Origin of the sequence: Limnochorda pilosa, from assembly GCF_001544015.1 — a bacterium.
In the GTDB taxonomy this organism is placed as follows: domain Bacteria; phylum Bacillota; class Limnochordia; order Limnochordales; family Limnochordaceae; genus Limnochorda; species Limnochorda pilosa.
Genome location: NZ_AP014924.1, coordinates 1,255,824 through 1,278,619 on the forward strand (window position 1 = coordinate 1,255,824; position 22,796 = coordinate 1,278,619).

Here is a 22,796-nt window from a genome sequence, read left to right on the forward strand (position 1 = left end):
CGCCAGCCTCGATGGCGCAGCCATCCCTGTGAAGGATGGAGGCGAGGCCGGTGAGAGTGGCTCAGGGTTCCCCTACAGGCTCCGTCTCGAGGGTACCGGGGCGGGCACCGCGGTCTGCAGGCACGTTTTTGGGCGTCTTGCTCATCGGCCTTCTGGACGTAGCCGGCGCGTGGTTTGCATCCCAGTTCTACCTCGATGGCGCCTGGGCACCCGCTCTTGCGATCCTGGTAGGGATCATCGGGACCACGTGGGTCTACACCAGCAGTCGGACGTACCCGCTCCGGTACATCTGGCCCGGGCTGATCTTCTTCATCCTCTTGGTGGTCTATCCCATCGGCTACACGGTCTACCTGGCCTTCACCAACACGGGCAGCGGACACCTGCTCTCCAAGGAGCAGGTCATCCGCCAGTTCGAGGAGACGGTCTACACGCCCCAGGGCGCGCGCCGCTTCCCCTTCACAGCGTTCCAGTCGCCCTCGGGAGAGATCACTTTCGTCCTGTACGTGGACGAGGGCCGGCCCCTGCTCCTCGAGGACGGCAAGGCCCGGCCCGTCGATCCGGACGCCGACCGCGCGCTGGATACCGACGGCGACGGACGCATCGATCGATGGGGAGACGCCGAACCTCTTGCGATGGGTGCTCTCGCCCGGCAGCTATCCAGGCTTCAGGCCGTGCTCTTTGAGTGGAACGATGCCTTTCTGCGCCTGGCCAGTCTGAAGGAGTTCGCAGAGGTCCGTCCTGCATACCGTTACGATGCCGATGCGGACGTGCTCACGGACCTGCGCACCGGGAAGGCGTATCGGCCCGTGGGTGGCTCCTTAACCGACGAAGAGGGGAAGAAGCTCGAACCAGGCTTCGTCGAATACGTCGGCCTGGCCAACTTCGTCCGTCTCTTCACCGATCCGGCGGTCTCGGGTCCTTTCCTGCGCGTCTTCCTTTGGACGTTCGCCTGGGCGGCCCTGACGGTCGTGCTTCAGTCGGTGGTGGGTATGAGCCTTGCGCTCTTGCTCAACGACCCTTATCTGAAGCTGCGCAACTTCCACAGGAGCATCTTGATCTTGCCCTATGCTGTGCCTGCGTTCATCTCCATCCTCGTTTGGAACGGTCTCCTCAACACCGAAATGGGCGCCGTCAACGACATGCTCAACTGGCTGGGGCTCCCGCGCATCCCATGGATGCAGGATGCCTTCTGGGCCCGCGTGGGGCTCCTCTTGGTCAACACATGGCTCGGCTACCCCTACATGATGCTCGTGACCCTCGGAGCTCTGCAGAGCATTCCGTCGGAGCTTTACGAGGCCGCGGTGGTCGACGGCGCCAGTCCCTGGGGAGTCGTTCGCGTGGTCACGCTGCCGCTCCTGATGATCTCGATCGCGCCCCTCCTCGTCGCCTCTTTCGCGACCAACTTCAACAACTTCAACGTGATCTTCCTCCTAACAGGCGGAGGTCCCCCCATTGCGGGGGCCGAAACGCCCGCAGGCCACACGGACATCCTGATCTCGTACGCCTACCGGCTTGCCTTCCAGGGAGGTCAGGGAACCCAATTCAGCTTCGCGGCCGCTATCTCGCTGATCATCTTCCTGATCGTGGCGGTACTCACCCTGATCAACTTCCGCATGACCCGGGCTTTCGAGGAGGTGTCCGAGAATGTATAGGCGGCCTGGCTTGTTGGGTCAAGCCTGGCGCCAGGCGGTCGTCCTGGCAGCCATGGCCTTCGCGCTCTTCCCGATCGTCTGGATCTTCTCGGCCTCTCTCAGCCCCTCCAATACGCTGGTGAGCCAGAGCCTCATACCCCGCGCACCCACCTTTCAGCATTACGTCGAGCTCTTCACCAGTCCGGTCCACCCCTTCTCCCGCTGGCTGTGGAACAGCGTCAAGATCTCCAGCACGGTCGCGGTGCTGACGGTCGCCATGGCAGCCCTGGCCGCTTACGCGTTCGCGCGCTTTCGCTTCCGGGGTCGACGGGCGGGCCTGGTGACCCTGCTCATCATTCAAATGTTCCCCCAGATGTTGACGATGGTCGCGCTCTACCTCCTGCTGCTGGCCATCGGAGAGTACGTGCCGTCGCTGGGGCTCGATACGCACGGCGGGCTGATCCTCGTCTACCTGGGTGGGGCCGTGGGATTCAACGCGTACGTGATGAAAGGCTACTTCGACACCATCCCGCGCTCGCTGGAAGAGTCGGCGATGCTCGACGGAGCTACGACCTTCCAGGCGTTCTGGCACATCATCCTGCCGGTCTCGCGTCCTGTCCTGGCCGTCGTCTTCATGCTGGTCTTCATCCTGACGTACTCGGACTTCCTGCTGGCCAGCATCCTCCTGAAAGATAGGAACGTCCTCACCCTCGCCGTGGGGCTTCGCGTCTTGATCGCGGGGCAGTACCACACCCGGTGGGGGATGTTCGCAGCCGGCGCGCTCCTGGGCGCGCTCCCGGTTGCCATCCTCTTCTACCTGCTGCGGAACCAGTTCATTTCAGGATTGACCCAGGGGGCGGTGAAGGGATGAGCCTGTCGAACGGGACCTACCTGGAGCGCAGGCCGGCGCGGGCGAGGTGGACGCGCTGGCAGGCGCGCGCCATCCTCGTGTTGGGAGTGTTGGGGCTGATGGTATCGCCTGACTTGAACGCCGAGCCGGTGCTCGGAGCAGGAATGCCCTTCATCAAGGGCGCAGACGTGTCGTTCCTGGACCAGATCGAGCGCCTGGGCGGGGCCTACTTCGATGAGGGCGTGCGCCGAGATGGTCTGGAGATCCTGCGGGATCGCGGGATCAACCTGATCCGCCTCAGGATATGGAACGATCCCCCCAACGGCTTCAACAACCTCCCCCGGACCGTGGTGATAGCCAGGCGGATCAAGGAGGCAGACATGTCCTTCCTCCTCGACTTCCACTACTCGGATTTCTGGGCCGACCCGGGCAAGCAGAACAGGCCTGCGGTGTGGCAGAACCTCGACTTCGAGGAGCTCCGCCAGGCCGTCTACGAGTACAGCAGGGACGTGGTCCAGACGTTGGCTCAGGCGGGAGCCGCGCCAGACATCGTGCAAGTGGGCAACGAGATCACGCAGGGCCTCCTCTGGGACGACGGCCGTGTCGGGGGCGCGTTCGACACAGACCTCCAGTGGGAGAGGCTGGCACAGTTGGTGCAGGCGGGGATCGCCGGGGTGTACGACGGAGTGGGGACGTCCGAACGCCCCTTGATCATGATTCACATCGATCGGGGAGGGGACAACCCGGGCGCCCGTTGGTTCTTCGACCGGCTGCTGGGCCAGGGCGTTGCCTTCGACCTGATCGGCCTCTCCTTCTACCCGTGGTGGCACGGTACCCTCGACGCCCTCCGGGAGAACCTGGCGGATCTTGCGCAGCGCTACCAGAAGGGGATCGTCGTCGTAGAGACGGCCTACCCCTGGACTCTGGAGGAGGCGGACCGCGAGCCCAATATCGTGCGCCGCTCCGACCAGCTCCTCGCAGGCTACCCTGCTTCCCCCGAAGGCCAGGCGGACTTCGTGCGGGATCTTCTAGAGATCGTTCGAAGCGTGCCCGAAGGCCGTGGCAAGGGCGTGGTCTACTGGGAGCCGGGGTACATCTCCGTGCCCCCGTTTGGAGCGTCCCCTTGGGAGAACCTGACGCTCTTCGACTTCGACGGGAACAGCCTTCCGGCGCTCGAGGTGCTTGGGCGGTAGTGGGCGTTCCGGCTTGGGAGGTTGCGCGGGTGTCTAGGGACGAGGTGCGTTGGAACGCGATCTTGTACGGCGGCGACTACAACCCCGACCAATGGGACGAGGCGACGTGGGCCGAGGATCTGCGGCTGCTGCGGAACGCGGGGATCAACGCGGTGACCGTCGGTGTCTTCTCTTGGGCCCGACTGCAGCCGGAGCCGGACCGTTTTGACTTCGAATGGCTCGATCGGGTCCTCGCGAGGGTCCACGAAGCAGGGCTGAAGGTGGTCCTGGCGACCCCCACGGCCTCGCCGCCCGTATGGCTGGCCCAGGCCTACGATGACGTCCTGCCGGTCGGGGAAGACGGCGTCCGTTTCGGATACGGCAGCAGGCGGCACTACTGCCCCAACAGCCCCAACTACCGGCGGCACGCCCGGGAGATCGCCCGGGCGCTGGCCGAGCGCTACGGCCGCCATCCCGCGCTGATCCTTTGGCATGTCGACAACGAGTACGGTGTTCACCTGGACCGTTGTTACTGCGACAGGTGCCGAAATGGCTTCAGGCAATGGCTGGCTACCAGGTACGGGACGATCGATCATCTCAACGCATCCTGGACCACCAGCTTCTGGGGCCAGCGGTACAACGCATGGAGCGAGGTCGACGTGCCGAGGCGGACGCCGACGTACAAGAATCCCGCTCAAGTCCTGGACTACCGCCGCTTCATGACGGAGAGTTTCCTGCAGTGCTATCGGGAGCAGGAGGAGGTTCTCCGGGAACAGACGCCTGATGTCCCCGTAACGACCAACCTGACGCTGGCGCACGGCCTCGATTTCCACACCTGGGCGCCGCACCTGGACGTGATCGCGTGGGACTCCTACCCGGGTCCGGGGGCGGATCCTGCTGAGGTGGCCGCGAGGCACGACCTGATGCGAGGCCTGAAAGGTGGGCGCCAGCCGTTCGTGCTCATGGAACAGACCCCCAGCCAGGTCAACTGGATGCCCCACAACCCACCGCTGAGACCGGGTGAGTTACGCCTTCTCTCCCTGCAAGCGGTTGCACACGGGGCGGATGCCGTCTGCTACTTTCAGATGCGCCAGAGCCGCGGTGGGGCTGAGAAGTTCCACGGGGCCGTCATCTCCCACGAGGGGAGCGAGAGACCGCGCGTCTACAGGGAAGTGGCAGCTCTGGGCACCGAGCTTCAGCGGCTGGCGCCGTGGGTCGGTTCCGAATACCGGGCCCAGACGGCAGTGCTGTTCTCGTGGCCCATCTGGTGGGCGGTGCAGCAGGAACCGCGGATCAGCGCCGACGTCGATTACGTGCGCGAATGCATGCGGTACCACAACGCGCTTTGGAAACACCGCGCCGAGGTGGACATCGTCTCCCCCGAAGCAGACCTGAGCCGCTACAGGCTCGTGGTGGCGCCCCTCTTGCGCCACGTGGACGACTCCCTCCGCGACCGACTCGAAACGTATGTCGACGCCGGGGGAACGCTGGTCCTCACGTTCCAGGGTGGTCTCTGTGATCCGCAAGAACGGGTTCACCTTGGGGGGTATCCGGGACCGTTGCGCCATCTGGCCGGGGTTTGGGTCGAGGAGTGGGACATCCTGCCCGCCGGTCGGACGAACCGCGTCCGGGTGAACGAGCCGCGGGGTTCCTTCGCAGGCTCGTACGCCGCAGAGCTCTGGTGCGACGTGGTGCACCTGGAGGGCGCGAGGCCCCTGGCGACCTTCGAGACCGACTACTACGCCGGCATGCCGGCCGTGACCGAGCATGAAGTGGGCCGCGGCCGCGTCGTCTATGTGGGAACGGCTCTCGAACCCCGGGGCGTGGCTGCCCTCATGGGCTGGCTTGCGGCCGATCGCGGCCTGGCGCTACCGATCCAGGTTCCCCCGGGGGTCGAGATCGCACGTCGCTGGCGGCCCGCGGGCGGCACGGAGCGCTCGCCCTCGGAAACGGAGTACATCCTGTTCGTTCTGAATCACAACGTGCATCCTGTGTCAATTGAGCTTCCTCGGGCGTTCATCGACGTGCTCGAAGGAAAGCCGATCGCAGGCCGCAGCACGCTTTCCGCCCGAGGCGTGTGGGCCCTGGTGCCCTCGGCCGAGGCCGCGCGCCGGCCCTGACGTGAGGTCGCGCAGTGGGACCCTCTCCCGTCGAGGGCGGCACGTCCTGACGCGTAGCGAAGGAGGCGGTGGCGCGGTGACCCGTCTGTCAGGCGACCTGGAACGGATGCGGGCCGCCACCTTGAAGGCCCTGGGTCCGGCGGCCGGGGGGGACCCGCGCGCGGCGGCGCGAACGGTCGCCGCCCCCGGGCGGGTCAACCTCATCGGGGAGCACACGGACTACAATGACGGCTTCGTCCTGCCTGCGGCCATCGACCGCTGGATCGTCATGAGCGGCAGGCTCCGGTCGGGTCGGGAGGTACGCGTCCTCTCCCTGGACCGTCGGGAACAGGCGACGTTCTCCCTCGAGGGCCTGCACCCCCGGCAGCGGGAAAGCCTGCCCGACTGGACCCGCTACGTGGCCGGAGCTCTGTGGTCCCTGCAGGTGGAAGGGCTAGATCTGGGCGGCATGGAGCTGGCCTTCACGGGCTCTGTCCCCCAGGGCATGGGCCTCAGCTCGTCCGCTGCGCTGGAAGTGGCCACCGGCTGGCTTGCCCTGGGCCTGAACGGGGAGGAGCTGCCGCGCCTGCGCGTCGCCCAGGTGGGCCAGCGGGCCGAGAACCTGTTCGTGGGCGTGCGGTGCGGGATCATGGACCAATTCGCCTCCGCCCTGGGGCGGGAAGGGCACGCCCTCCTCCTGGACTGCCGGAGCCTGGAGCACCGGCCGGTGGCCGTGCCCGAGGGGCTCGCCCTCTTCGTGGTTCACCCGCCTCAGGGCCGGACCCTGGCGGGCTCGGGATACAACCTGCGCCGCCAGGAGTGTGAGGTGGCCGCCCGAATGCTCGCGGAAGCGAGACCGGACCTCGCGGCCCTACGCGATGCCACGCCCGAGGACCTTCGGTGGATCGAGGGTCGGGTGGGCGAGACCCGCGACGGCCACGTCGTGGCAACGCTCCTTGCCCGGGCCCGCCACGTGGTGGCGGAGAACCAGCGGGTCCACGACGCGGTGGCCGCCCTGGAGGAAGGCGACATGGAGGGGCTGGGACGGCTGGTGGCGGCCTCCCACGCCAGCCTGCGGGATCTGTTCGAGGTCTCCACGCCCGACATCGATCGGTGGGTAGAACGCCTTTCGACCCTGCCGGGGTGCCTGGGGGCCCGTGTGGTGGGAGGAGGCTTCGGAGGCAGCATCCTCGCGCTGGCGCGGGGCAGCGAGGCCGGCGCATTCCAGGTCCGGGCAGAGGCGCTCGCCGGCGCCGGGCAGGAGAGACCCAGGGTCTTTCGGTGCCGGGCCGCAGCCGGGGTGGGGGAGGTGTTTCCCTGAAGCCGGGGTTGCTGCGTGGTTGCGTCGACTCCCGGCAGTTCGAACAAGAAGGGCGCCAGCGTCCGTCTGGTTGCATGCCCGGGGGCGATGTGCCGTCCGAGTCCCCTCGGGCGATACACCGTTCCATCTCGTCGACGAAGACGGTTCTGGCGCGTCCCTTCCGCGACATCCTCGGAAACGTCTTCGAACAGGCCGTAGTCGGCAATCTCGCGGTTGGTGCGGGCATCAATGAGCATCCGGTGGACCTTTGGATCGAGTTTTCCGGTCTTCGCAAAGTGGAGGCCCATCATGGATTCAACCGCGGAATGCCTTTCCGGCATCCGCTGTCAGCCGCGAACCCCTTGGCCATGGGTCTGCCGCACGCTCTGTGACGGGCTCCATCAGCGCCGGAATCACCGCGTTCTGTTCGCACGCTTGTGGGCTGTGCCTGAATCACGCCGGCCGTTCACCCGTCGAACAGAAAGTCGGTAGGAAACGATTGCGCGCTGCCGAACCCTTTTCTTGGTTGTCCGATCTTCGGAACCAACCGGGGAGGGAAGGAACGTGAGGTTGCGTGGATGGCGGCTTGGGCTCCTGGCCGTTCTCGTCGTGGCGCTCGCCGCGCCGGCGGCGGTCTGGGCGCAGGGCCGTCTCAGCGGTGAGCTCGAGATCTTCTCCTGGTGGGCGGGCGACGAGGGCCCGGCCCTCGAGGCCCTGATCGATCGGTACGAGCAGCTCTATCCCGGCGTCAAGGTCATCAACGCCACGGTGACGGGCGGCTCGGGCGTCAACGCCAAGGCCGTGCTCAAGACCCGCATGCTGGGCGGCGACCCGCCCGACACCTTCCAGGTGCACGCCGGGCAGGAGCTGATCGGCACCTGGGTGCTGGCCAACCGCATGGAGGACCTCGGCTTCCTGTACGACCAGGAGGGCTGGCAGAAGGTCCTGCCCCAGCAGCTCATCGACCTGCTCTCCACCGACAAGGGCATCTGGTCCGTGCCGGTGAACATCCACCGTTCCAACGTGCTCTGGTACATCCCCGACAACCTGAAGAAGTGGGGCGTGAGCGTTCCCAAGACGTGGGACGAGTTCCTCCAGATCGCCGCCAAGCTTCAGGCCCAGGGCGTGGTGCCGCTGTCGCTGGGCGAGAACTGGACGGCCAACCACCTGTGGGAGAACGTGGCCATCGCGGTGCTGGGGCCCCAGAAGTGGCAGGCCCTTTGGGACGGCCGGCTTGCCTGGACCAGCCCTGAGGTGCTCAAGGCCTGGGAGACCTTCGGCAAGGTGCTCCAGTACACCAACCGGGACGCCGCCTCTCTCTCCTGGCAGCAGGCGACGGACATGGTGGTGCACGGCGAGGCGGCCTTCAACGTCATGGGCGACTGGGCTGCCGGCTACATGAGCACCACCCTGGGGCTGGAGGCGGGCAAGGGCTTCGGATGGGCGGCCTCGCCGGGCACCAGCGGCATCTTCGTGATGCTCTCGGACTCCTTCGGGCTGCCGGTGGGCTCCCCCAACCGGGAGGCCACCCTGGCGTGGCTGGAGATGCTGGGCAGCCGTGAGGCCCAGGACATCTTCAACCCGCTGAAGGGCTCCATCAGCCCCCGCCTCGACAGCGACCTGAGCAAGTACAACACCTACGGGCGTTCGGCGGCCCAGGACTGGCGCAACAGCACCATCGTGGGCAGCCTGGCGCACGGCGTGGTCGCCAACGAGCGGTTCATGAACGACTTTGCCACGGTGATGGAGATCTTCCTGAGCACCCGTGACCCGCAGGCCGCGGCCAACGCCGCCCAGGCGGTGGCGGCCCAGGCCGGCATCGGCGTCCGCTGAGGCGGACGGGACGAATCGCGCAAGGCGAGCGAACGAGGTATGATCGAGCCCGGGGGCGGGTCGGACGGCCCGGCCCCCGGGCCCTGCAAGCTACCTGCAGGCAGGGGGAACGGTGCGGTGGGCGAACGGCGGCCCGGGTTGAGGGTACGGCAGGGGGCTCGGCGATGAGGACGGGGAAGGACCGGCTGCTGGCCGGGCTCATGCTCGCGCCCTCCCTGGCCCTGCTGGCCGTCTTCGTCTACGGCTTCATCGGCCAGACCCTCTACGTCTCGTTCACGGACTGGGGCCAAGGCGCCGCCCTGGCCCTCAACCCCGAGATCCACTTCGTGGGCCTGGACAACTACCGGCAGCTCTTCAGCGGCATCCTGGACGTGCGCTTCCGCCAGGACCTGGTGAACATGCTCTTCTTCACCCTCTTCTTCGTGGCCCTCTGCCTGGGGCTGGGGCTGCTGCTGGCCACGTTGCTGGACCGGCCCCTGCGGGGCGAGGGCTTCTTCCGGACGGTACTGCTCCTGCCCATGTCCCTCTCCTTCGTGGTGACGGGCACCATCTGGCGCTGGCTGCTCCAGCCCCGCGGCGGGGTGAACGTGCTGCCCGCCCTGGTGGGCCTGCCCCGCCTGGACTTCCTCTGGACCACGACCCGCGACCAGGTCTTCCGTTTCAACTGGCAGGACGTGCCCGGCGCCCTCCTCCTGGGGGTGGGGCTGGTGCTGGTGCTCCTGGGCGTGCGGGCGTGGCGGCGACGCGAGGCCCGCAAGGCCGGGCTCCTAGGCGTTCCCGGCCTGGTGCTGGTGCTCTGGGCGGCCCTAGGCGGGGCGGCCGGCTGGAGCCTGGTGCCCATCAAGGAGCTTCACGGCTTCAACCTGGCCCTGGTGGGGATCGTCATGGCCGCCACCTGGCAGATGTCGGGGTACACCATGGCCCTCTACCTGGCGGGACTGCGGGGCATCCCCGTCGAGCTGCGGGAGGCGGCGGAGGTCGACGGGGCCACGCCCCTCCAGGTGTACCGCTACGTCCAGCTCCCGCTGCTGCAGCCCATCACCCTCAGCGCGGTGATCATCCTGGGGCACATCGCCCTCAAGATCTTCGACCTTATCTTCGCCATGACCGGGCCCGACAACGCCGTCACCAGCGTGCCGGCCATCCTCATGTACCTGACCACCTTCCGGGGCAACCAGTTCGCGAAGGGCGCCTCCATCGCGACACTGCTGCTCCTCCTGGTGTCCATGCTGATCATCCCCTACATCGTCTCGTCGCTCCGAAAGGCGCCGGAACGATGAGGGCCGGGCAGGGAGGCGCCGACGTCGGGAAGGTCCGGGCGGCGAAGGGGGCTGCCCTGTCTCGGGCGCAGGCCGGCCCGGTCCGGGTGCGCCGGCCCTGGTCGTGGGGCCGCGTCGCCCTATACGCGGGCCTGATCGTGCTGGCTCTCGTCTACCTGATGCCCGTCTACATGACGGTGGTCACGAGCCTCAAGGATCCGTCCGAGATCCGGCTGGCCACGGCCTGGAAGCCGCCCACGGAGGTCTCATGGGAGGGGTATCGAGCCGCGCTCGGGCAGTTCGCGCCCAAGCTGCGGAACAGCTTCGTGCTGGCGGTGAGCGCCACGGTGCTCTCGGCGCTGCTGGGTTCCATGAACGGGTACGTCCTCTCCAAGTGGCGGCTGCCGGGGGCCCAGCTCATCTTCCCGCTGATGGTCTTCGGGATGTTCATCCCCTACCAGAGCATCCTGATCCCGCTCTTCCAGTTCCTGCGCTCGGTGAACCTGTACGGGGGGCTGCCGGGGCTGATCCTGGTCCACGTGGTCTACGGGCTTCCCATCACGACCCTGCTCTTCCGCAACTTCTACGCGGAGCTGCCCGACGAGATGATCCAGTCCTCCTCCATCGACGGGGCGGGCTTTTTCGGCATCTACCGCTGGATCGTGCTGCCCCTCTCGGCCCCGGCCTTCGTGGTGGTGGTCATCTGGCAGTTCACCCAGATCTGGAACGAGTTCCTCTTCGCCGTCACCCTCACCCAGCCCGCCTGGCAGCCCATCACCGTCGCGCTGGCCAACCTGGCCGGCGGCGAGGCGGTCCAGTGGAACCTGCCCATGGCCGGCTCCATCCTGGCGGCCCTGCCCACGGTGCTGGTCTACGTCTTCCTGGGGCGCTACTTCATCCGGGGGTTGCTGGCCGGGTCGCTCAAGGGGTGAGGATCCTCACCCTTGCTCCAGCAGCCCCTCGTAGTCCCCGTCGATCCAGGTCCTCTCGAAGATCTCCTGGAGGTCCAGCGGAAGGTCGGCGTCGCCGGGTGCGAGGGGGAAGGCGATGCGGGGGAGCGGCTCGCCGGTCTGCACCGGGTAGACGGTGGCCAGCGGCCTCCGGTCTCCCCGGGCCACGACCACGGCGTACGTGCACGGGGGCCATCCGTCGACCAGGGGCGTGCGCTCGCCCTCCCGGAGGAGGTCGATCTCAACGAGATGTGTCTCCGAGGCCAGGAGGGCCTCCCGTTTCTGAAGGTACGCGCTGCGGCCCGGGTGTCCGGCCCGCTTGTTGTTGGGCGAGAGGGACTCCACCACCGCGACGACCCTGCCGTCGCGTCCTCTCACCACCACGAAAGGCTCGCGAACCTCGTCCGGGACGGGCACGGCGCGCTCCACGGACGGCGCCAGGGCGACGCCCCGCGCCGTGGCGGCGTGCTTCCTCTTGGACTCGGATGAGCGCGGGGGCGTGACGGTCGCATCCGGCCGGACCGGCCGAGGAGGGACGTCCTCCCACGCAACGTAGACTCGCTCCTCAGCGAGGACCGTGTACGTGGGGCGAAGGGCTCTCGTGAGATGGGTCCTCAGGTTCACCACGAAGACCGTGTGGAAGTCGGGCCAGAGGCCGGAGGCTTCCAAACGGTCGTCCAGGACGGGACCGGGCAAGGCGCTCACCTCCTGTTGCCTCTACAAAACCACCGCCACCTCGTCGCGGTCCATGCGGTCGATGCAGGTCTGGAGCTTGGTGGAGAGGTAGGGGTCGTCCCGGACGGCGTGCCGCACCTGGCGGAGGAGGTCGATGGCCCGGCGGAAGGCGTAGACCACGTCGCCCTCGTCGAAGTCGCCCCGCCGGAGGATCTCGGCGAAGGTCTCGCCCGCGCTCCAGTGGTAGGCGAGGAGGGCCAGGTAGTCGTGAAAGCGCACGGTGGGCTCCTGGCCGAAGGAGCGCTCCATCTCCTGGAGGAACTGAACCGTTGCCTCCACCCGGGCGGTCTCGAAGACGTGGTGGCGCAGGCGGCGCTCGGTGCGCCGGGGCTCGTAGTCGATGGAGACGGCCAGGGCGTTCAGCGCGTCGGGCTCCAGCTCGTGGAGCCAGCCGTCGAAGTGGAGCTCGGTGACCAGGAGCTCCTGGATGTTGATCTTGGAGGCGAAGAACCCCCGGGCCGTGAGCTGGCCGTCGCGCACGTAGTCCAGCGCCTCCAGGAGCGCCCGTTTCTGCCGGTAGCTCTCCAGGAAGCGCTCGGGCGACGGCAGGTGGGCCAGGCGCTCCCGGAGCTGGTCCACGCGCTTGCCCAGGCGGCGGTAGGCCGGAAGCAGGTCCCGGCAGCGGTCCACCACCGAGGTGGGGCAGCCTGCCACCCCGAGCGCCTGGAGCGCCGCCTCTTCCTCCCGGATCTCCTTGCGCAGCCGTTTGACGCCTCGGTGCTTTCCCTGGGCCAGACGGCTCGCCACCTCCCGCCGCTTCTCCTCCAGGGCAGCCACCCGCTCCATGAGGGTGATGGGGCAGCGGTCCGTCTCCATGTAGGCGCAGCCCTGGATGCGCAGCCGCTCCGCCTCCAGCTGGCGCAGGCGCGCCTCGTGCTCCCGGCGCTCCTGGCCAGCCTGGAAGGTGGCGAAGCTCTTGGAGAGGATGCGGGCCACCTCGTCCTGGTCGTAGCCCTCCACCAGGTTGAGCACCGTGTTGTAGGAGAGGGCGAAGCGGCTCCGGATCGCCTCCACGTCCTTCTCGTCCATGGAGGGGAGTTCCTGGGGCACATAGTAGTTGAAGTCCACCAGGGTGACCACGTCGCCCTGGGCGTCGATGCCCCGCCGGCCCGCGCGGCCTGCCATCTGGAAGTACTCCCGGTTGAGGAGCGATCGGAAGCTCCGCCCGTCCCACTTGCTGTAGGAGTCGAAGCAGACCGAGCGGCAGGGGAAGTTGATGCCCACCGCAAAGGTCTCGGTGCAGTAGAGCACCCGGATGAGACGACGTTCGAAGAGCTCCTCCACCACGTCCTTCACCACCGGGAGGAGGCCCGCGTGGTGGTAGGCGATGCCCTTCAGGAGGAGGGTGCGCATGGACCGGAGGCGCTGGGCGCCCACGCTGCCCTTGCGGGTGCCGTCGGAGGGGACGCGGGTCTCCAGGGCTTCCTGGATCACGTCGTCCACCTCCTGCTGCTCGCCCGGGCCCAGGTACGCCTTGCCCGTGCGCGCGAGCTCGAGGGCATTCAGCTCGCACTTGCGGCGGCTGAAGGTGAAGAAGAGGACGGGGAAGAGGCCTGGCGGCAGGTTCTCCAGCAGGTCCAGGTGGGTGGTGGGCTCGAAGCGGAAGGGGAGCCGGGCCCGGTCCGAGAACTTCAGGCCCGCCCGGTGCAGGTAGCGGCGGTAGCGCCTCTCGAGGGTGTCCCGGGTGGTGAAGCCCAGGCTGCGCTCGAAGAGGTGGTGCTCCAGCGGTACCGCCCGCTCGCCCTGGTAGACCACCCGAACGGGGTGGCCATGCACCTGGCTGGTCCAGGTGGCCAGCTCCTCCACGTTGGGGATGGTGGCCGAGAGCCCCAGCAGCCGCATGTGGGGCGGCATGAAGATGAGGGACTCCTCCCACACGCTGCCCCGCTCGGGGTCGTCGATGTAGTGGATCTCGTCGAAGATGCAGTACGACACGTCCTCCACCCGGGCCGGGTCCTGGTGGAGGAGGTTGCGGAAGACCTCGGTGGTCATGATGAGGATCGGCGCCTCGGGGTTGACCACCACGTCGCCCGTCAGGATGCCCACGGACTCCTCGCCCAGCAGCCGCTTGAACTCCTTGAACTTCTGGTTGCTCAGGGCCTTGATGGGCGCGGTGTAGACGACGCGCCGGCCCTGCCGGTGCATCCGCTCGATGAGGTAGTCCGCGATGAGGGTCTTGCCCGTCCCCGTAGGGGCGGCCACCAGCACCGAGTCGCCCCGGTCGATGTGGGCGATGGCTTCCTGCTGGAAGGGATCCAGCGCGAACCCCCGGTAGGTCGTGGGCTCCATGAGCGGCTGGGCCAAGCGCCTCTCCTTGCCCCCCGTCACGACGGCGCCTCGCCTTCGGCCACGTCCCCCGCCCGATGGGCGATGCGGGCGCACGCTGCGGCCACCAGCCCTGCCATCAGGTCGTCCAGGAAGGTGTGGACCCGCTCCGGCCCCGTTCGAAAGGCCGAGAAGAAGGCCGGCCGTTCGTGCACCAGGAAGCCGAAGTTGCTCATACCGATGCTGCCGTAGGCGTTGACGATGGAGAGGGCGAGACCCTTGTCCACGCCGTAGAGCACCGGGTCCTCCCGCACGATGCTGCCCAGGGGCTCGTCCAGACGCCCCGCCTCGGCCATGCGGTCCAGGGTGACCCCGGTGATCACCGCGTACTGCACCTCCCGCTTGGCGAGCACCGCGTGCAGGTGGGCGCGGGCCTCCTCCAGGGTCAGGTCGGGGATGTACGGGCGCTGCAGGTCGTGCACCAGGCGCGCCATGGCCTCCGGGTCGGCTCCCCGGCTCCCGAGCATGTCGAGCATCTGCTGGACGTCTGCCTGGCCCATGAGCTTCGTCCCTCTTCCCTGAGAATGTCCGGCGGGGCCGCCTTCGACACGGGGCGGCGGGAATCCTCCGCCCCAGGGCGGCCCCCTCCGGCCTGGAGGACCCAGCAGCGCCCCGGGTGGATGGAGTCACCGGATCCGGCCGGGCGCGGGCATCCTGGCGCGCCCCGCACGCTTCCTGACGCGAGGATGGAGGAAGATTGCACCTTCATGGATAAGATAGAAGGCAACGCTTGCGGCCCGGTTTCAGCCGTCCGGGTCTTGTGACGCCGGGCTTGCGCTGGTCTGGCCTTTCTATGACGGCCCATCGCACCGGCGCGAAAGGGGGAGCCAGGATGACGGCTCCGGCCCGCCTGGTCTTCGGCCCCGAGCTGCTGCGGTACCGCTTCTCCGACGCGCACCCCTTCCACCCCCGCCGCATTGTGCTTGCCCACGACCTGATGATCGATCTCGGCCTCGTCGCGGAGGGGGAGGAAGTGGCGCCCGAGCCGTGCCCGCCCGGGCTCCTGGAGCGGATCCACGACCGGGAGTACGTTGAGGCCGTGCAGCAGGCGGCTCGCAGGGGCGACCTTCCCCCCGGGGGCGAGCGTTTTGGGCTGGGAACCCCCGATAACCCTGTCTTCCCCGGCATGCACGAGGCGGCCTGCGCGTGGATGGGAGGCTCGCTCACCGCGGCCCGGCTGGTGCGGGACGGTGTGGTGCCCCATGCCTTCAGCCCCGGCGGGGGCCTCCACCATGCCCTGCGCGACCGCGCCAGCGGCTTCTGCATCTACAACGACCTGGTGGGCGCCATCACCGAGCTCCTGGACGCCGGCCTCCGGGTTGCCTACGTGGACATCGACGCCCACCACGGCGACGGTGTCCAGTGGGCCTTCTACCACGATCCCAGGGTCCTCACCGTCTCGTTGCACGAGAGTGGCCGCTACCTCTTCCCGGGCACGGGCTGGGTGGAGGAGCGGGGCGTGGGCGCGGCGGTGGGCACCGCGGTGAATGTGCCCCTGGAACCTCACACCGACGACGCGTCCTACGTGGAGGTCTTCGACCTGGTGGTGCCGGCGGTCCTGGAAGCCTTCGGACCCGACGTGCTCGTCTCCCTCCACGGCGCCGACGCCCACTACCTGGACCCGCTCACCCACCTCAACCTCACCACCGCCGCGTACGAGCACGCCACGGTGCGGCTCCACCAGCTCGCGCACGAGCTCAGCGGGGGCCGCTGGGTGGCATACGGCGGGGGCGGGTACAGCCCGTGGCACGCGGTGCCGCGCCTGTGGAGCCTGGTGTGGGCCATCCAGGCCCACCGCCCGCTTCCCACCCGCATGCCGCCGGCCTGGCTGGCCCGCTGGCAGGGGGAGGCCCCGGAGCCCCTCTCACCCAGGTTCTTCGACGATCCCGAGAAGGCGCCCCGGGTGCCCAGTGCCGTGGCCGCCCGCGACCGGAACCGGGAGCAGGCCCTCAGGGCCCGGGAGCTGAGCCTCCTCTCCCAGCGGCGACAGGCTGAGGCCGGGCAGGGGTAAGGGGTCCGTCGGGCCAGCCCCGGTCCACGCTCCAGCACGGAAAGGGCTCCGTCCCGCTCACCTTCAGCCCATGGGCCGTCAGGCTGTCGAGGAAGAGGTCGAAGGTGCTCGCGAGCAGGCCCTCAGGGTCGTGGAGGATCGCCCCCCGGCGGAGGATCTCCAGGTAACGCGGGCTCGGGTACGCCAACGCCCCCGGGCCCTTCCAGAGAAGGCGCAACCGGAGGCCCGAGCCTGCCTCCAACCAGGGCGCCCGGGCCCACCGGGGAGGGAGGGGGTCCACCACCACCAGCAACTCCCCCTCCCAGCGTGTACCCACCCTTGCCGGCCGCCCGAAGGCGGCCACGCCCAGCAGGCGCGCTCGCACGGGCCCAAGGGCCATGGCGAGCACCAGCCGCTCCGTGCTTTGCGCGAACCATCTCCAGACGCGATCGTCCATCCGCCTTGCCCCCCGAAGCGTCGGTTCCCTGGGAGGTGCGGTTGGGGTGGGCGGGGCCGGTGCCGTCATGCACCGGGGAGGCCCTCCCGGGAGAGTGCCGGGCGGGCGGCAGGGCCTTCCTGGAGGCCCTGTATCCCCTACACGTAGCAGGTGAAGGGACTGCGGTCAACGAGGGATTCCCGTAACCTGGCGGCCGGACGCCGGCCGGACGCGCGCGTTTCCTGTAAGGGGCTGGTTGCGATAGGAGGGTCCGGTGACCGAGGGAGAGGCTCAGCCCACCTGCCGCTGGGTCCCTGGAAGGCTCATGCGGTAGCCGATCCCCCAGACGGTGCGAATCAGGTTGGGTTGGGAAGGGTCCAGCTCCACCTTCTTGCGCAGCCGGCTCACGAGGACCGTCACGTTCTCCTCGGTGGCCTCCTCCGAGCAAGGCCAGAGAAGCTGGGCGAGCTGCTTGCGGGTGAAGACCTGCTCGGGCCGGGAAGCCAGGAGCCAGAGGAGCTCGAACTCACGGCAGGTGAGGGTCAGCTCCTCGCCGCTCAGGGTGGCCGTGCGGGCGATGCGGTCGATGGCCAGCGGTCCCAGGCGGATGGCCGCCGGCGAGGCCCCGTTCCCGGTGGAGGGCGTGCACCGGGCCAGGGTGCGGCGCAGGATGGCCTGCACCCGCAGGGCGAGCTCCGCCAGGCTGAAGGGCTTGGGCACGAAGTCGTCGGCCCCCATGTGGAAGGCGGCCGTCCGCTCCACGGGATCGTCGCGGCCCGTGAGGATGATGACGGGCGTGCGCCCGTCGGCAGTCATGTGGCGGCAGAGGTCGAAGCCGTCCCGATCGGGGAGGACGAGGTCCAGCACCACCAGGTCGGGGCGGGCGGCGCGGAAGCACTCCAGCGCTTCCTCGCCCGTGGACGCGGTGGTCACCTCGTGGCCGTCCTTCTCCAACCGGATCCGGACCGCCCGGCGGGTCGGCTCATCGTCGTCCACCACCAGGACGTGCCCACAGGGTGGCTCCACCTGGCTCGCCCCCCTCCCTCGGAGCCTCGGAAGGTCCAGCGCGGCGGGGCGGACGCCGCGGCCCGCCCCGCGAGACCCATCAGCGTCCGCCCACGGCCACCTTCGGCCTTTCCAGCAGCACCTCGGCCTCGAAGACCGGTGCCTCCGCCTCCCGGTGGAAGACGGGAAGGTTCTCGGCCGCGAAGGCGAAGGCCAGCACGCCCAGGGAGATCAACCCCACACTGATGGCCAGCTCCACCAGGCTCGGCACGTACCCCGCTCCGGCGTAGCCCCGGATGCCGAAAAGACTCACGTTGAAGCGGTTGAGCACCACGGCTGCCACCACCGTCGCCCCGAGCCAGCCCTGGACCCTCGCGCTGGACCGGATCCGGCGCGAGAGGGCAAGGCCGGCCGGCACGGCCAGCAGGAGGAGCTCGAGCCAGAAGAGCCCGGCCTCCAGGCTCCCCGCGAAGAGGGCGCCCAGCTCTCCCCGCACCGCCAGGTCCGCCAGCTTCATGGCCAGGTAGAGGCCCACCGCCCAGGGCAGCGCCCGCAGCAGCCGGGCCAGCACGGGGCTCTCGTCCCGGTGAGTGAGGGAGCGTGCGGAGAGGGTCGCCTCCAGGGTGACCATCCCCAGCCCCAGCACGATCGCGCTCGCGAAGAAGAAGAGCGGCAGCATCATCGAGTTCCAGAGCGGGTGGAGCTTGCCCGGTACGACGAGGAAGAGCGATCCCAGCGACGACTGGTGCAGGGTGGAGAGGACCACGCCGGCCACCACCAGCGCGGGCGTCAGCCTGCGGAGGAAGGCCAGCACCCGGTTCGCCCGGAGCCGCTCGAAGAGGGCGGGGGCGAACTCCAGGGCCAGCACGGTCGTGTAGAGCATGACGCACCAGGCCACCTCGAACATGACCGAGTGCGGCTGCCACATGACGATGGGGTGCCAGATGTTCCAGGGCTTCCCCAGGTCGGCCAGCAGGCCGAAGATCACCAGCAGGTACCCCAGGAAGCCCGTGAGGATGGCGGGTCTGAGCAGCGGCTCGAGCTGGTGCTGCCGGAAGAGGTGCACCGCCGCCGCAAGGGTGAAGGCGCCGCCCGCCAGAGCAACGCCCGAGACCACGTCGAAACCGATCCAGAACCCCCAGGGCCACTGATCGGACAGGTTGGTGGCGGCGCCGAGGCCGAAGACGAACCGGTAGGCAGCCGCCACGAGCCCCACCCCCAGCAGGGTGGCCAGCACCGCACGCGGCCGGGTCCAGGTGAAGTGGACCGCCCGCGACCGTGCGGGAAGGGAGATCCGACGGGTTGCGACCCCGTTCATCGCGTTCACCTCCGTGCTGAGCTCTCCCGCGGCTTACCCGCGCGCCGCCCGGAGCGGGGCGCGGGAGCAGGCGGGGCTTCCTCGGCCTCGCGGCGTCCGTTCCACCAGGCGAGGGCGCCCAGCGCCACGGCCAGGCCACCGGCCACCGGTGGGACCAGGCCCATCACCCGGGCGGTGCGGAGGGGAGGCGCCGACTTGGGCACGTCCATGCGGAATCCCAACTGCTCGAAGGGGACGTCGGAAAGGAAGAGCCATGCGGTGCCGCCCGCCTCCTCCTCCCCGTAGATGTAGGGGACGTAGCGCTTGGGGTTCTGGGCGATGCGCTGCTTGGCTTCCTCCAGGAGCCGGTCGCGGTCGCCGAACTGGGTGGCGCCGGTGGGGCAGGCCGCCGCGCAGGCGGGCTCTTCCCCCTGGGCGAGCCGGTCGTAGCAGAAGAGGCACTTGGTGATGGCCGGGTTCCACGAGGCCCACTCGTAGCGGGGGATCTGGAAGGGGCAGGCCATCATGCAGTACCGGCAGCCGATGCAGCGCTCCTCGTCGTAGACCACGGGCCCCTGCTCGGTCTTCCGCAGCGCGGCCACCGGGCAGGCCGAGACGCACGACGGATCCAGGCAGTGGAAGCACTGGGTGCGTGCGTAGCGGATCAGAGGCGGGAGGTCATAGGCAGGCGCCTTCGAGCTGCCGGAAGCCTCGCCCGCGGCGGCGGTGACCGTGCCGCCCGCCGGCCCCTGAGAGAAGAACGCCCGCCGGGCGTCGAGCTTGCGATCCCGGTAGAAGCGGGCCGCCTGCAGAGGCGAGATCTGCGTCTCCCGGACCCACGTCCACCGCTGGGGAGAGAGCCCTCCCTCGGGTGCGGAGCCGTCCAGCCCCCACTTGGTCTGGCAGGCCCACTCGCACGACCGGCACCCGATGCAGAGGGTCATGTCGACGAGCATGCCCTTCTGGGACGACACCGTCGTCCTCGCAGGGGCCGAAGCCTGCACCGCCCCGGTCCGCTCCAGGGTCCAGCCGGCCGCGGCCCCGGCCGCTCCAAGACGGGCCGCCCATCGAAAGAGCTGCCGCCGCGTCAGGTCCACGTGGAAACCCCTCCCTGACCGCCTGATTGCGCCGGCTCGCGCCGGTGCAAGGTGGGGCTGGCGAGACGCCGCGCACCTTGCATCTCCATGGCTCCAGGCTTGATTCTACGGGAGGAGTCTTGCAGGAAAGTGGTTCCCGGATTGCAGAAGACTGGCAGGAACCTTGCATGTTCATTGCGCCCACAATCACAATGCGCTCGAGACAGGCACGCCCGGACCTACCCGCAGAACCGGTAGCCCACGCCGCGCACGGTCTCGATGTAACTGGGATGGGCCGGGTCGGCTTCCAGTTTCTCCCGCAGGCGGCTCACCAGGACGGTCACGTTGTTCAGGTCGCCGGCGTAGTCGCTCTGCCACACGTGTTCGAGGATCTGCTCCCGGCTGAAGACGGCCTGGGGATGGCTGGCCAAGAGCCAGAGCAGGTCGAACTCCTTGGCGGTGAGCTGGATGGGCTGCCCCTGGCGGACCACGTGGCGGCGGCGGGCGTCGATCTCCAGGGTGGGGAAGCGGAGCACGCCCGAAGGCGCCCCAGGCGCTCCGGCGCGGGTGCCGGCCCGCCGGAGGACCGCGGCCACCCGCAGCACCAGCTCGGACAGGCTGAAGGGCTTGGTCATGTAGTCGTCCACCCCCAGGCGGAAGCCCACCAGCTTGTCCAGCTCATCGCTGCGGGCGGAGAGGATGATGATGGGGGTGTCGCTCCGTTCGCGCAGGGCGCTGCAGACGCCGAAACCGTCCAGACGGGGGAGCATCACGTCGAGGATCACCAGGTCCGGCCGGTTCTGATCGAAGAGGCGGAGCGCCTCCTCGCCGTCGCCGGCCACCTCCACCTGATAACCCTCGCGCTCCAGCCGGACCCGCAGGGCCTTCTGGAGCTGAACCTCGTCGTCGACCACCAGGATGCGCGCTTGGGGCACGTCATCCGCCTCCTCTCACGGAACCCCTCTCACCCTCCGGCGGCGCCCCGCCCGACCAGGCGGGGAGCTCGAAGGAGAAGGTGGAACCCTCGCCCGGCTCGGACTCTGCCCAGATGCGACCCCCGTGCAAGGAGATCAGGTTGCGAGCCAGGGTGAGGCCCAGTCCGCTCCCCGGAGGCTTGCGGGTGCCCGGCTCCTCCACCTGGTGGAACTTTTCGAAGATGCGCTCCAGATGCTCCGCGGGGATGCCGACCCCCGTGTCCCGCACCCAGAAGCGCAGCCGCCCGGGGGCCGCCGGGGCCACCCCCACCGTGACGCGGCCGCCCCGGGGGGTGAACTTGACCGCGTTGGAGAGCAGGTTGCCCAGTACCTGCATCAGCTTCTCCCCGTCCGCCTCCACCACCGGATCCGCGTCCGGCGTCTCGAGATTGAGGGTGATCCCCTTCTGCTCGGCCAGGGGCCGGATCCGCCGCACCGCGGAGGCGAGCAGGGGTCCCACCTGGAGCGCCTCCAGCTCCAGGCGCATCATGCCCGCCTCGATGCGGGCCATGTCCAGCAGGTCGGTGATCTGGCCGTAGAGGCGCTGGCTGGACTGCTGGATCTCCTGCAGGTACTCGCGCTGCTCGAAGCTGAGGCCTTCCCGCTCGTCCAGCATCAGCTCGGTGAAGGCCAGGATCGAGCTCAGGGGCGTGCGGAGCTCGTGGCTCACCGACGCCAGGAATTCGGACTTGAGCCGGTTCGCCCGCGCCAGCTCCCGGCCCTTCTCTTCCAGCTCCTGGCTCTGGCGCCGCAGGGCTTCGTTCATCTCCCGGAGCCGCCGGGTCCGCTCCTCCACCCGGGCCTCCAGGCTGTCGTAGAGGCTCTTGAGCTGGGCCGCCATGGCTTCCATGGTGTGCGAGAGGAGCCCGATCTCGTCCCGGCTGGGCAGGGTGGGGCGAGGGGCCAGGTCTCCGGCGCCGATGCGGCCGGCTCGCTCGGTGAGGAGCTGGAGCGGCCGGGTCACCAGGCGCCCCAGCAGGACCAGCAAGGCCAGGAGCGTGGCGAGGAAGAGGGTGCTGGAGAAGATCAGGTGGCTCCGCAGCCGGGAGGCCAGGCTCTCCTGGTACGGCGCGGCCGGCACGCTGATGCTGAGCGCGCCCATGAGCTTGCCCGTGTAGGCCTGCCCGTCGGGTCCCGCCATGCCTGCGTGGCAGCTCAGGCACGACTCTTCCATGTAGATGGGCTGGACATAGCGGAAACGGTCCCCGTCGTCGGCGGGCACCATCCGCCAGTAGGCGGGGGAGGCATGGGGCGTCCCCAGCGGGGCCGGCGTTGAGGCGGTGAACGAGGCCAGGGCCTCGGTCTCGAACCCGTCCGGGTGATGCGAGGGGTCGCTGGCTTGGGTCCAGACCTCGCGCACCTGGGTGTGGGCGACGTCGCCGAAGATCTGGCCGGTCACCCGGGCCACCGCTTCGGGTTCCAGGTGGCGGAAGGTACCGGGCAGCGGCGCCTCGGGGGACCCCCGGCCGCTCTGGGCCACGTAGGAGCGCACCGCCAGGAACTGCATGCTCACCGCCTCGGCCTTCTCCAACAAGGTGGCCTCGGCGCTGCGCCGCTGCTGGTAGCTCTGCCACAGGAAGGTGGCCCCGCTCATCACCAGGCTGACGATGGCGACGGAGCCGATCAGCTTGAAGCTCAACCGGTGCCACAGATGCATGCTCTCGCCCCGCGATCATTGTACCATAGACGAGACGGCGATTGTGATTGAAATCACAGGATCGTTGCAGGGCGCTTTCGGGGCGTTCAGCCCGCGACGGGTCGGCGCCAGGATTCTGGGCGGTATGCTTCCGGACAGGCTTGTGCTACAATGGCGCATGGCTGCCGCGCGCAGCCTGCGGCTGGCTGCCGCCCCGGGGCCGGAGCC

Annotated in this window: 18 protein-coding genes; 9 read left to right on the forward strand and 9 right to left on the reverse strand. The window is 68.9% G+C overall.

Annotation, left to right across the window (positions count from 1 at the left end):
* The first annotated feature begins 128 nt into the window (after positions 1-128).
* The 8 genes from malF to LIP_RS05540 all read left to right on the forward strand — a co-directional run bounded on the left by malF (position 129) and on the right by LIP_RS05540 (position 11,076).
* Positions 129-1,652, forward strand: coding sequence for a maltose ABC transporter permease MalF (gene malF, locus LIP_RS05505; RefSeq protein ID WP_068135392.1), 1,524 nt, complete (start codon positions 129-131; stop codon positions 1,650-1,652).
* The gene (locus LIP_RS05510; RefSeq protein WP_082725907.1) at positions 1,645-2,502 is read left to right on the forward strand and encodes a sugar ABC transporter permease; all 858 of its coding nucleotides are present in this window, start codon (positions 1,645-1,647) and stop codon (positions 2,500-2,502) included. The genes malF and LIP_RS05510 overlap by 8 nt, the downstream gene beginning before the upstream one ends.
* Complete coding sequence (locus tag LIP_RS05515; protein WP_198409742.1) at positions 2,499-3,674, forward strand: glycoside hydrolase family 53 protein; 1,176 nt, start codon at positions 2,499-2,501, stop codon at positions 3,672-3,674. The genes LIP_RS05510 and LIP_RS05515 overlap by 4 nt, the downstream gene beginning before the upstream one ends.
* 29 nt (positions 3,675-3,703) lie before the next feature.
* Positions 3,704-5,773 carry a beta-galactosidase gene (locus LIP_RS05520; protein WP_068135395.1) on the forward strand — a complete coding sequence of 690 codons (2,070 nt, stop codon included), beginning with the start codon at positions 3,704-3,706 and terminating at the stop codon, positions 5,771-5,773.
* A gap of 76 nt (positions 5,774-5,849) precedes the next feature.
* Positions 5,850-7,073, forward strand: coding sequence for a galactokinase (galK, locus tag LIP_RS05525; protein ID WP_068135397.1), 1,224 nt, complete (start codon positions 5,850-5,852; stop codon positions 7,071-7,073).
* Between the two features lie 573 nt (positions 7,074-7,646).
* Positions 7,647-8,885 carry an ABC transporter substrate-binding protein gene (locus LIP_RS05530; protein WP_407936399.1) on the forward strand — a complete coding sequence of 413 codons (1,239 nt, stop codon included), beginning with the start codon at positions 7,647-7,649 and terminating at the stop codon, positions 8,883-8,885.
* A gap of 164 nt (positions 8,886-9,049) precedes the next feature.
* A complete protein-coding gene (locus LIP_RS05535; RefSeq protein WP_068135404.1) occupies positions 9,050-10,165 on the forward strand; it encodes a carbohydrate ABC transporter permease in 1,116 nt (371 codons plus the stop codon).
* A gap of 158 nt (positions 10,166-10,323) precedes the next feature.
* Complete coding sequence (locus tag LIP_RS05540; protein ID WP_068141600.1) at positions 10,324-11,076, forward strand: carbohydrate ABC transporter permease; 753 nt, start codon at positions 10,324-10,326, stop codon at positions 11,074-11,076.
* A 6-nt stretch (positions 11,077-11,082) separates the two neighbouring features.
* Here the strand turns inward: LIP_RS05540 and LIP_RS05545 are convergent, their stop codons facing one another.
* The 3 genes from LIP_RS05545 to LIP_RS05555 are packed head-to-tail and all read right to left on the reverse strand — an operon-like array spanning position 11,083 to position 14,654.
* Positions 11,083-11,790 carry a DUF4058 family protein gene (locus LIP_RS05545; RefSeq protein WP_068135408.1) on the reverse strand — a complete coding sequence of 236 codons (708 nt, stop codon included), beginning with the start codon at positions 11,788-11,790 and terminating at the stop codon, positions 11,083-11,085.
* Between the two features lie 21 nt (positions 11,791-11,811).
* Positions 11,812-14,157 carry a DEAD/DEAH box helicase gene (locus LIP_RS05550; protein WP_068135412.1) on the reverse strand — a complete coding sequence of 782 codons (2,346 nt, stop codon included), beginning with the start codon at positions 14,155-14,157 and terminating at the stop codon, positions 11,812-11,814.
* Entirely contained in the window at positions 14,154-14,654 is a 501-nt protein-coding gene (locus LIP_RS05555) for a phosphatidylglycerophosphatase A (RefSeq protein WP_068135415.1), read from the reverse strand. Before LIP_RS05555 ends, LIP_RS05550 begins: the two co-directional genes overlap by 4 nt.
* 332 nt (positions 14,655-14,986) lie before the next feature.
* On the opposite strand from LIP_RS05555, the gene LIP_RS05560 reads away from it, so the two are divergent.
* Positions 14,987-16,165 carry an acetoin utilization protein AcuC gene (locus LIP_RS05560; RefSeq protein ID WP_082725911.1) on the forward strand — a complete coding sequence of 393 codons (1,179 nt, stop codon included), beginning with the start codon at positions 14,987-14,989 and terminating at the stop codon, positions 16,163-16,165.
* Here LIP_RS05560 and LIP_RS05565 read toward each other — a convergent pair.
* The 6 genes from LIP_RS05565 to LIP_RS05590 all read right to left on the reverse strand — a co-directional run bounded on the left by LIP_RS05565 (position 16,104) and on the right by LIP_RS05590 (position 22,589).
* Positions 16,104-16,601 carry a hypothetical protein gene (locus tag LIP_RS05565; protein WP_068135417.1) on the reverse strand — a complete coding sequence of 166 codons (498 nt, stop codon included), beginning with the start codon at positions 16,599-16,601 and terminating at the stop codon, positions 16,104-16,106. The two genes, LIP_RS05560 and LIP_RS05565, sit on opposite strands and share 62 nt — an antisense overlap.
* A gap of 270 nt (positions 16,602-16,871) precedes the next feature.
* Entirely contained in the window at positions 16,872-17,606 is a 735-nt protein-coding gene (locus LIP_RS05570) for a response regulator transcription factor (protein WP_068135419.1), read from the reverse strand.
* Between the two features lie 79 nt (positions 17,607-17,685).
* On the reverse strand, positions 17,686-18,903 hold the full coding sequence (gene nrfD / locus LIP_RS05575; RefSeq protein ID WP_068135422.1) for an NrfD/PsrC family molybdoenzyme membrane anchor subunit: 1,218 nt from the start codon (positions 18,901-18,903) through the stop codon (positions 17,686-17,688).
* A 5-nt stretch (positions 18,904-18,908) separates the two neighbouring features.
* Complete coding sequence (locus tag LIP_RS05580; protein WP_068135424.1) at positions 18,909-19,979, reverse strand: 4Fe-4S dicluster domain-containing protein; 1,071 nt, start codon at positions 19,977-19,979, stop codon at positions 18,909-18,911.
* Between the two features lie 218 nt (positions 19,980-20,197).
* Complete coding sequence (locus LIP_RS05585; protein ID WP_068135427.1) at positions 20,198-20,893, reverse strand: winged helix-turn-helix domain-containing protein; 696 nt, start codon at positions 20,891-20,893, stop codon at positions 20,198-20,200.
* Position 20,894: 1 nt separating this feature from the next.
* A complete protein-coding gene (locus LIP_RS05590) occupies positions 20,895-22,589 on the reverse strand; it encodes an ATP-binding protein (protein WP_068135430.1) in 1,695 nt (564 codons plus the stop codon).
* Between the last annotated feature and the right edge of the window lie 207 nt (positions 22,590-22,796).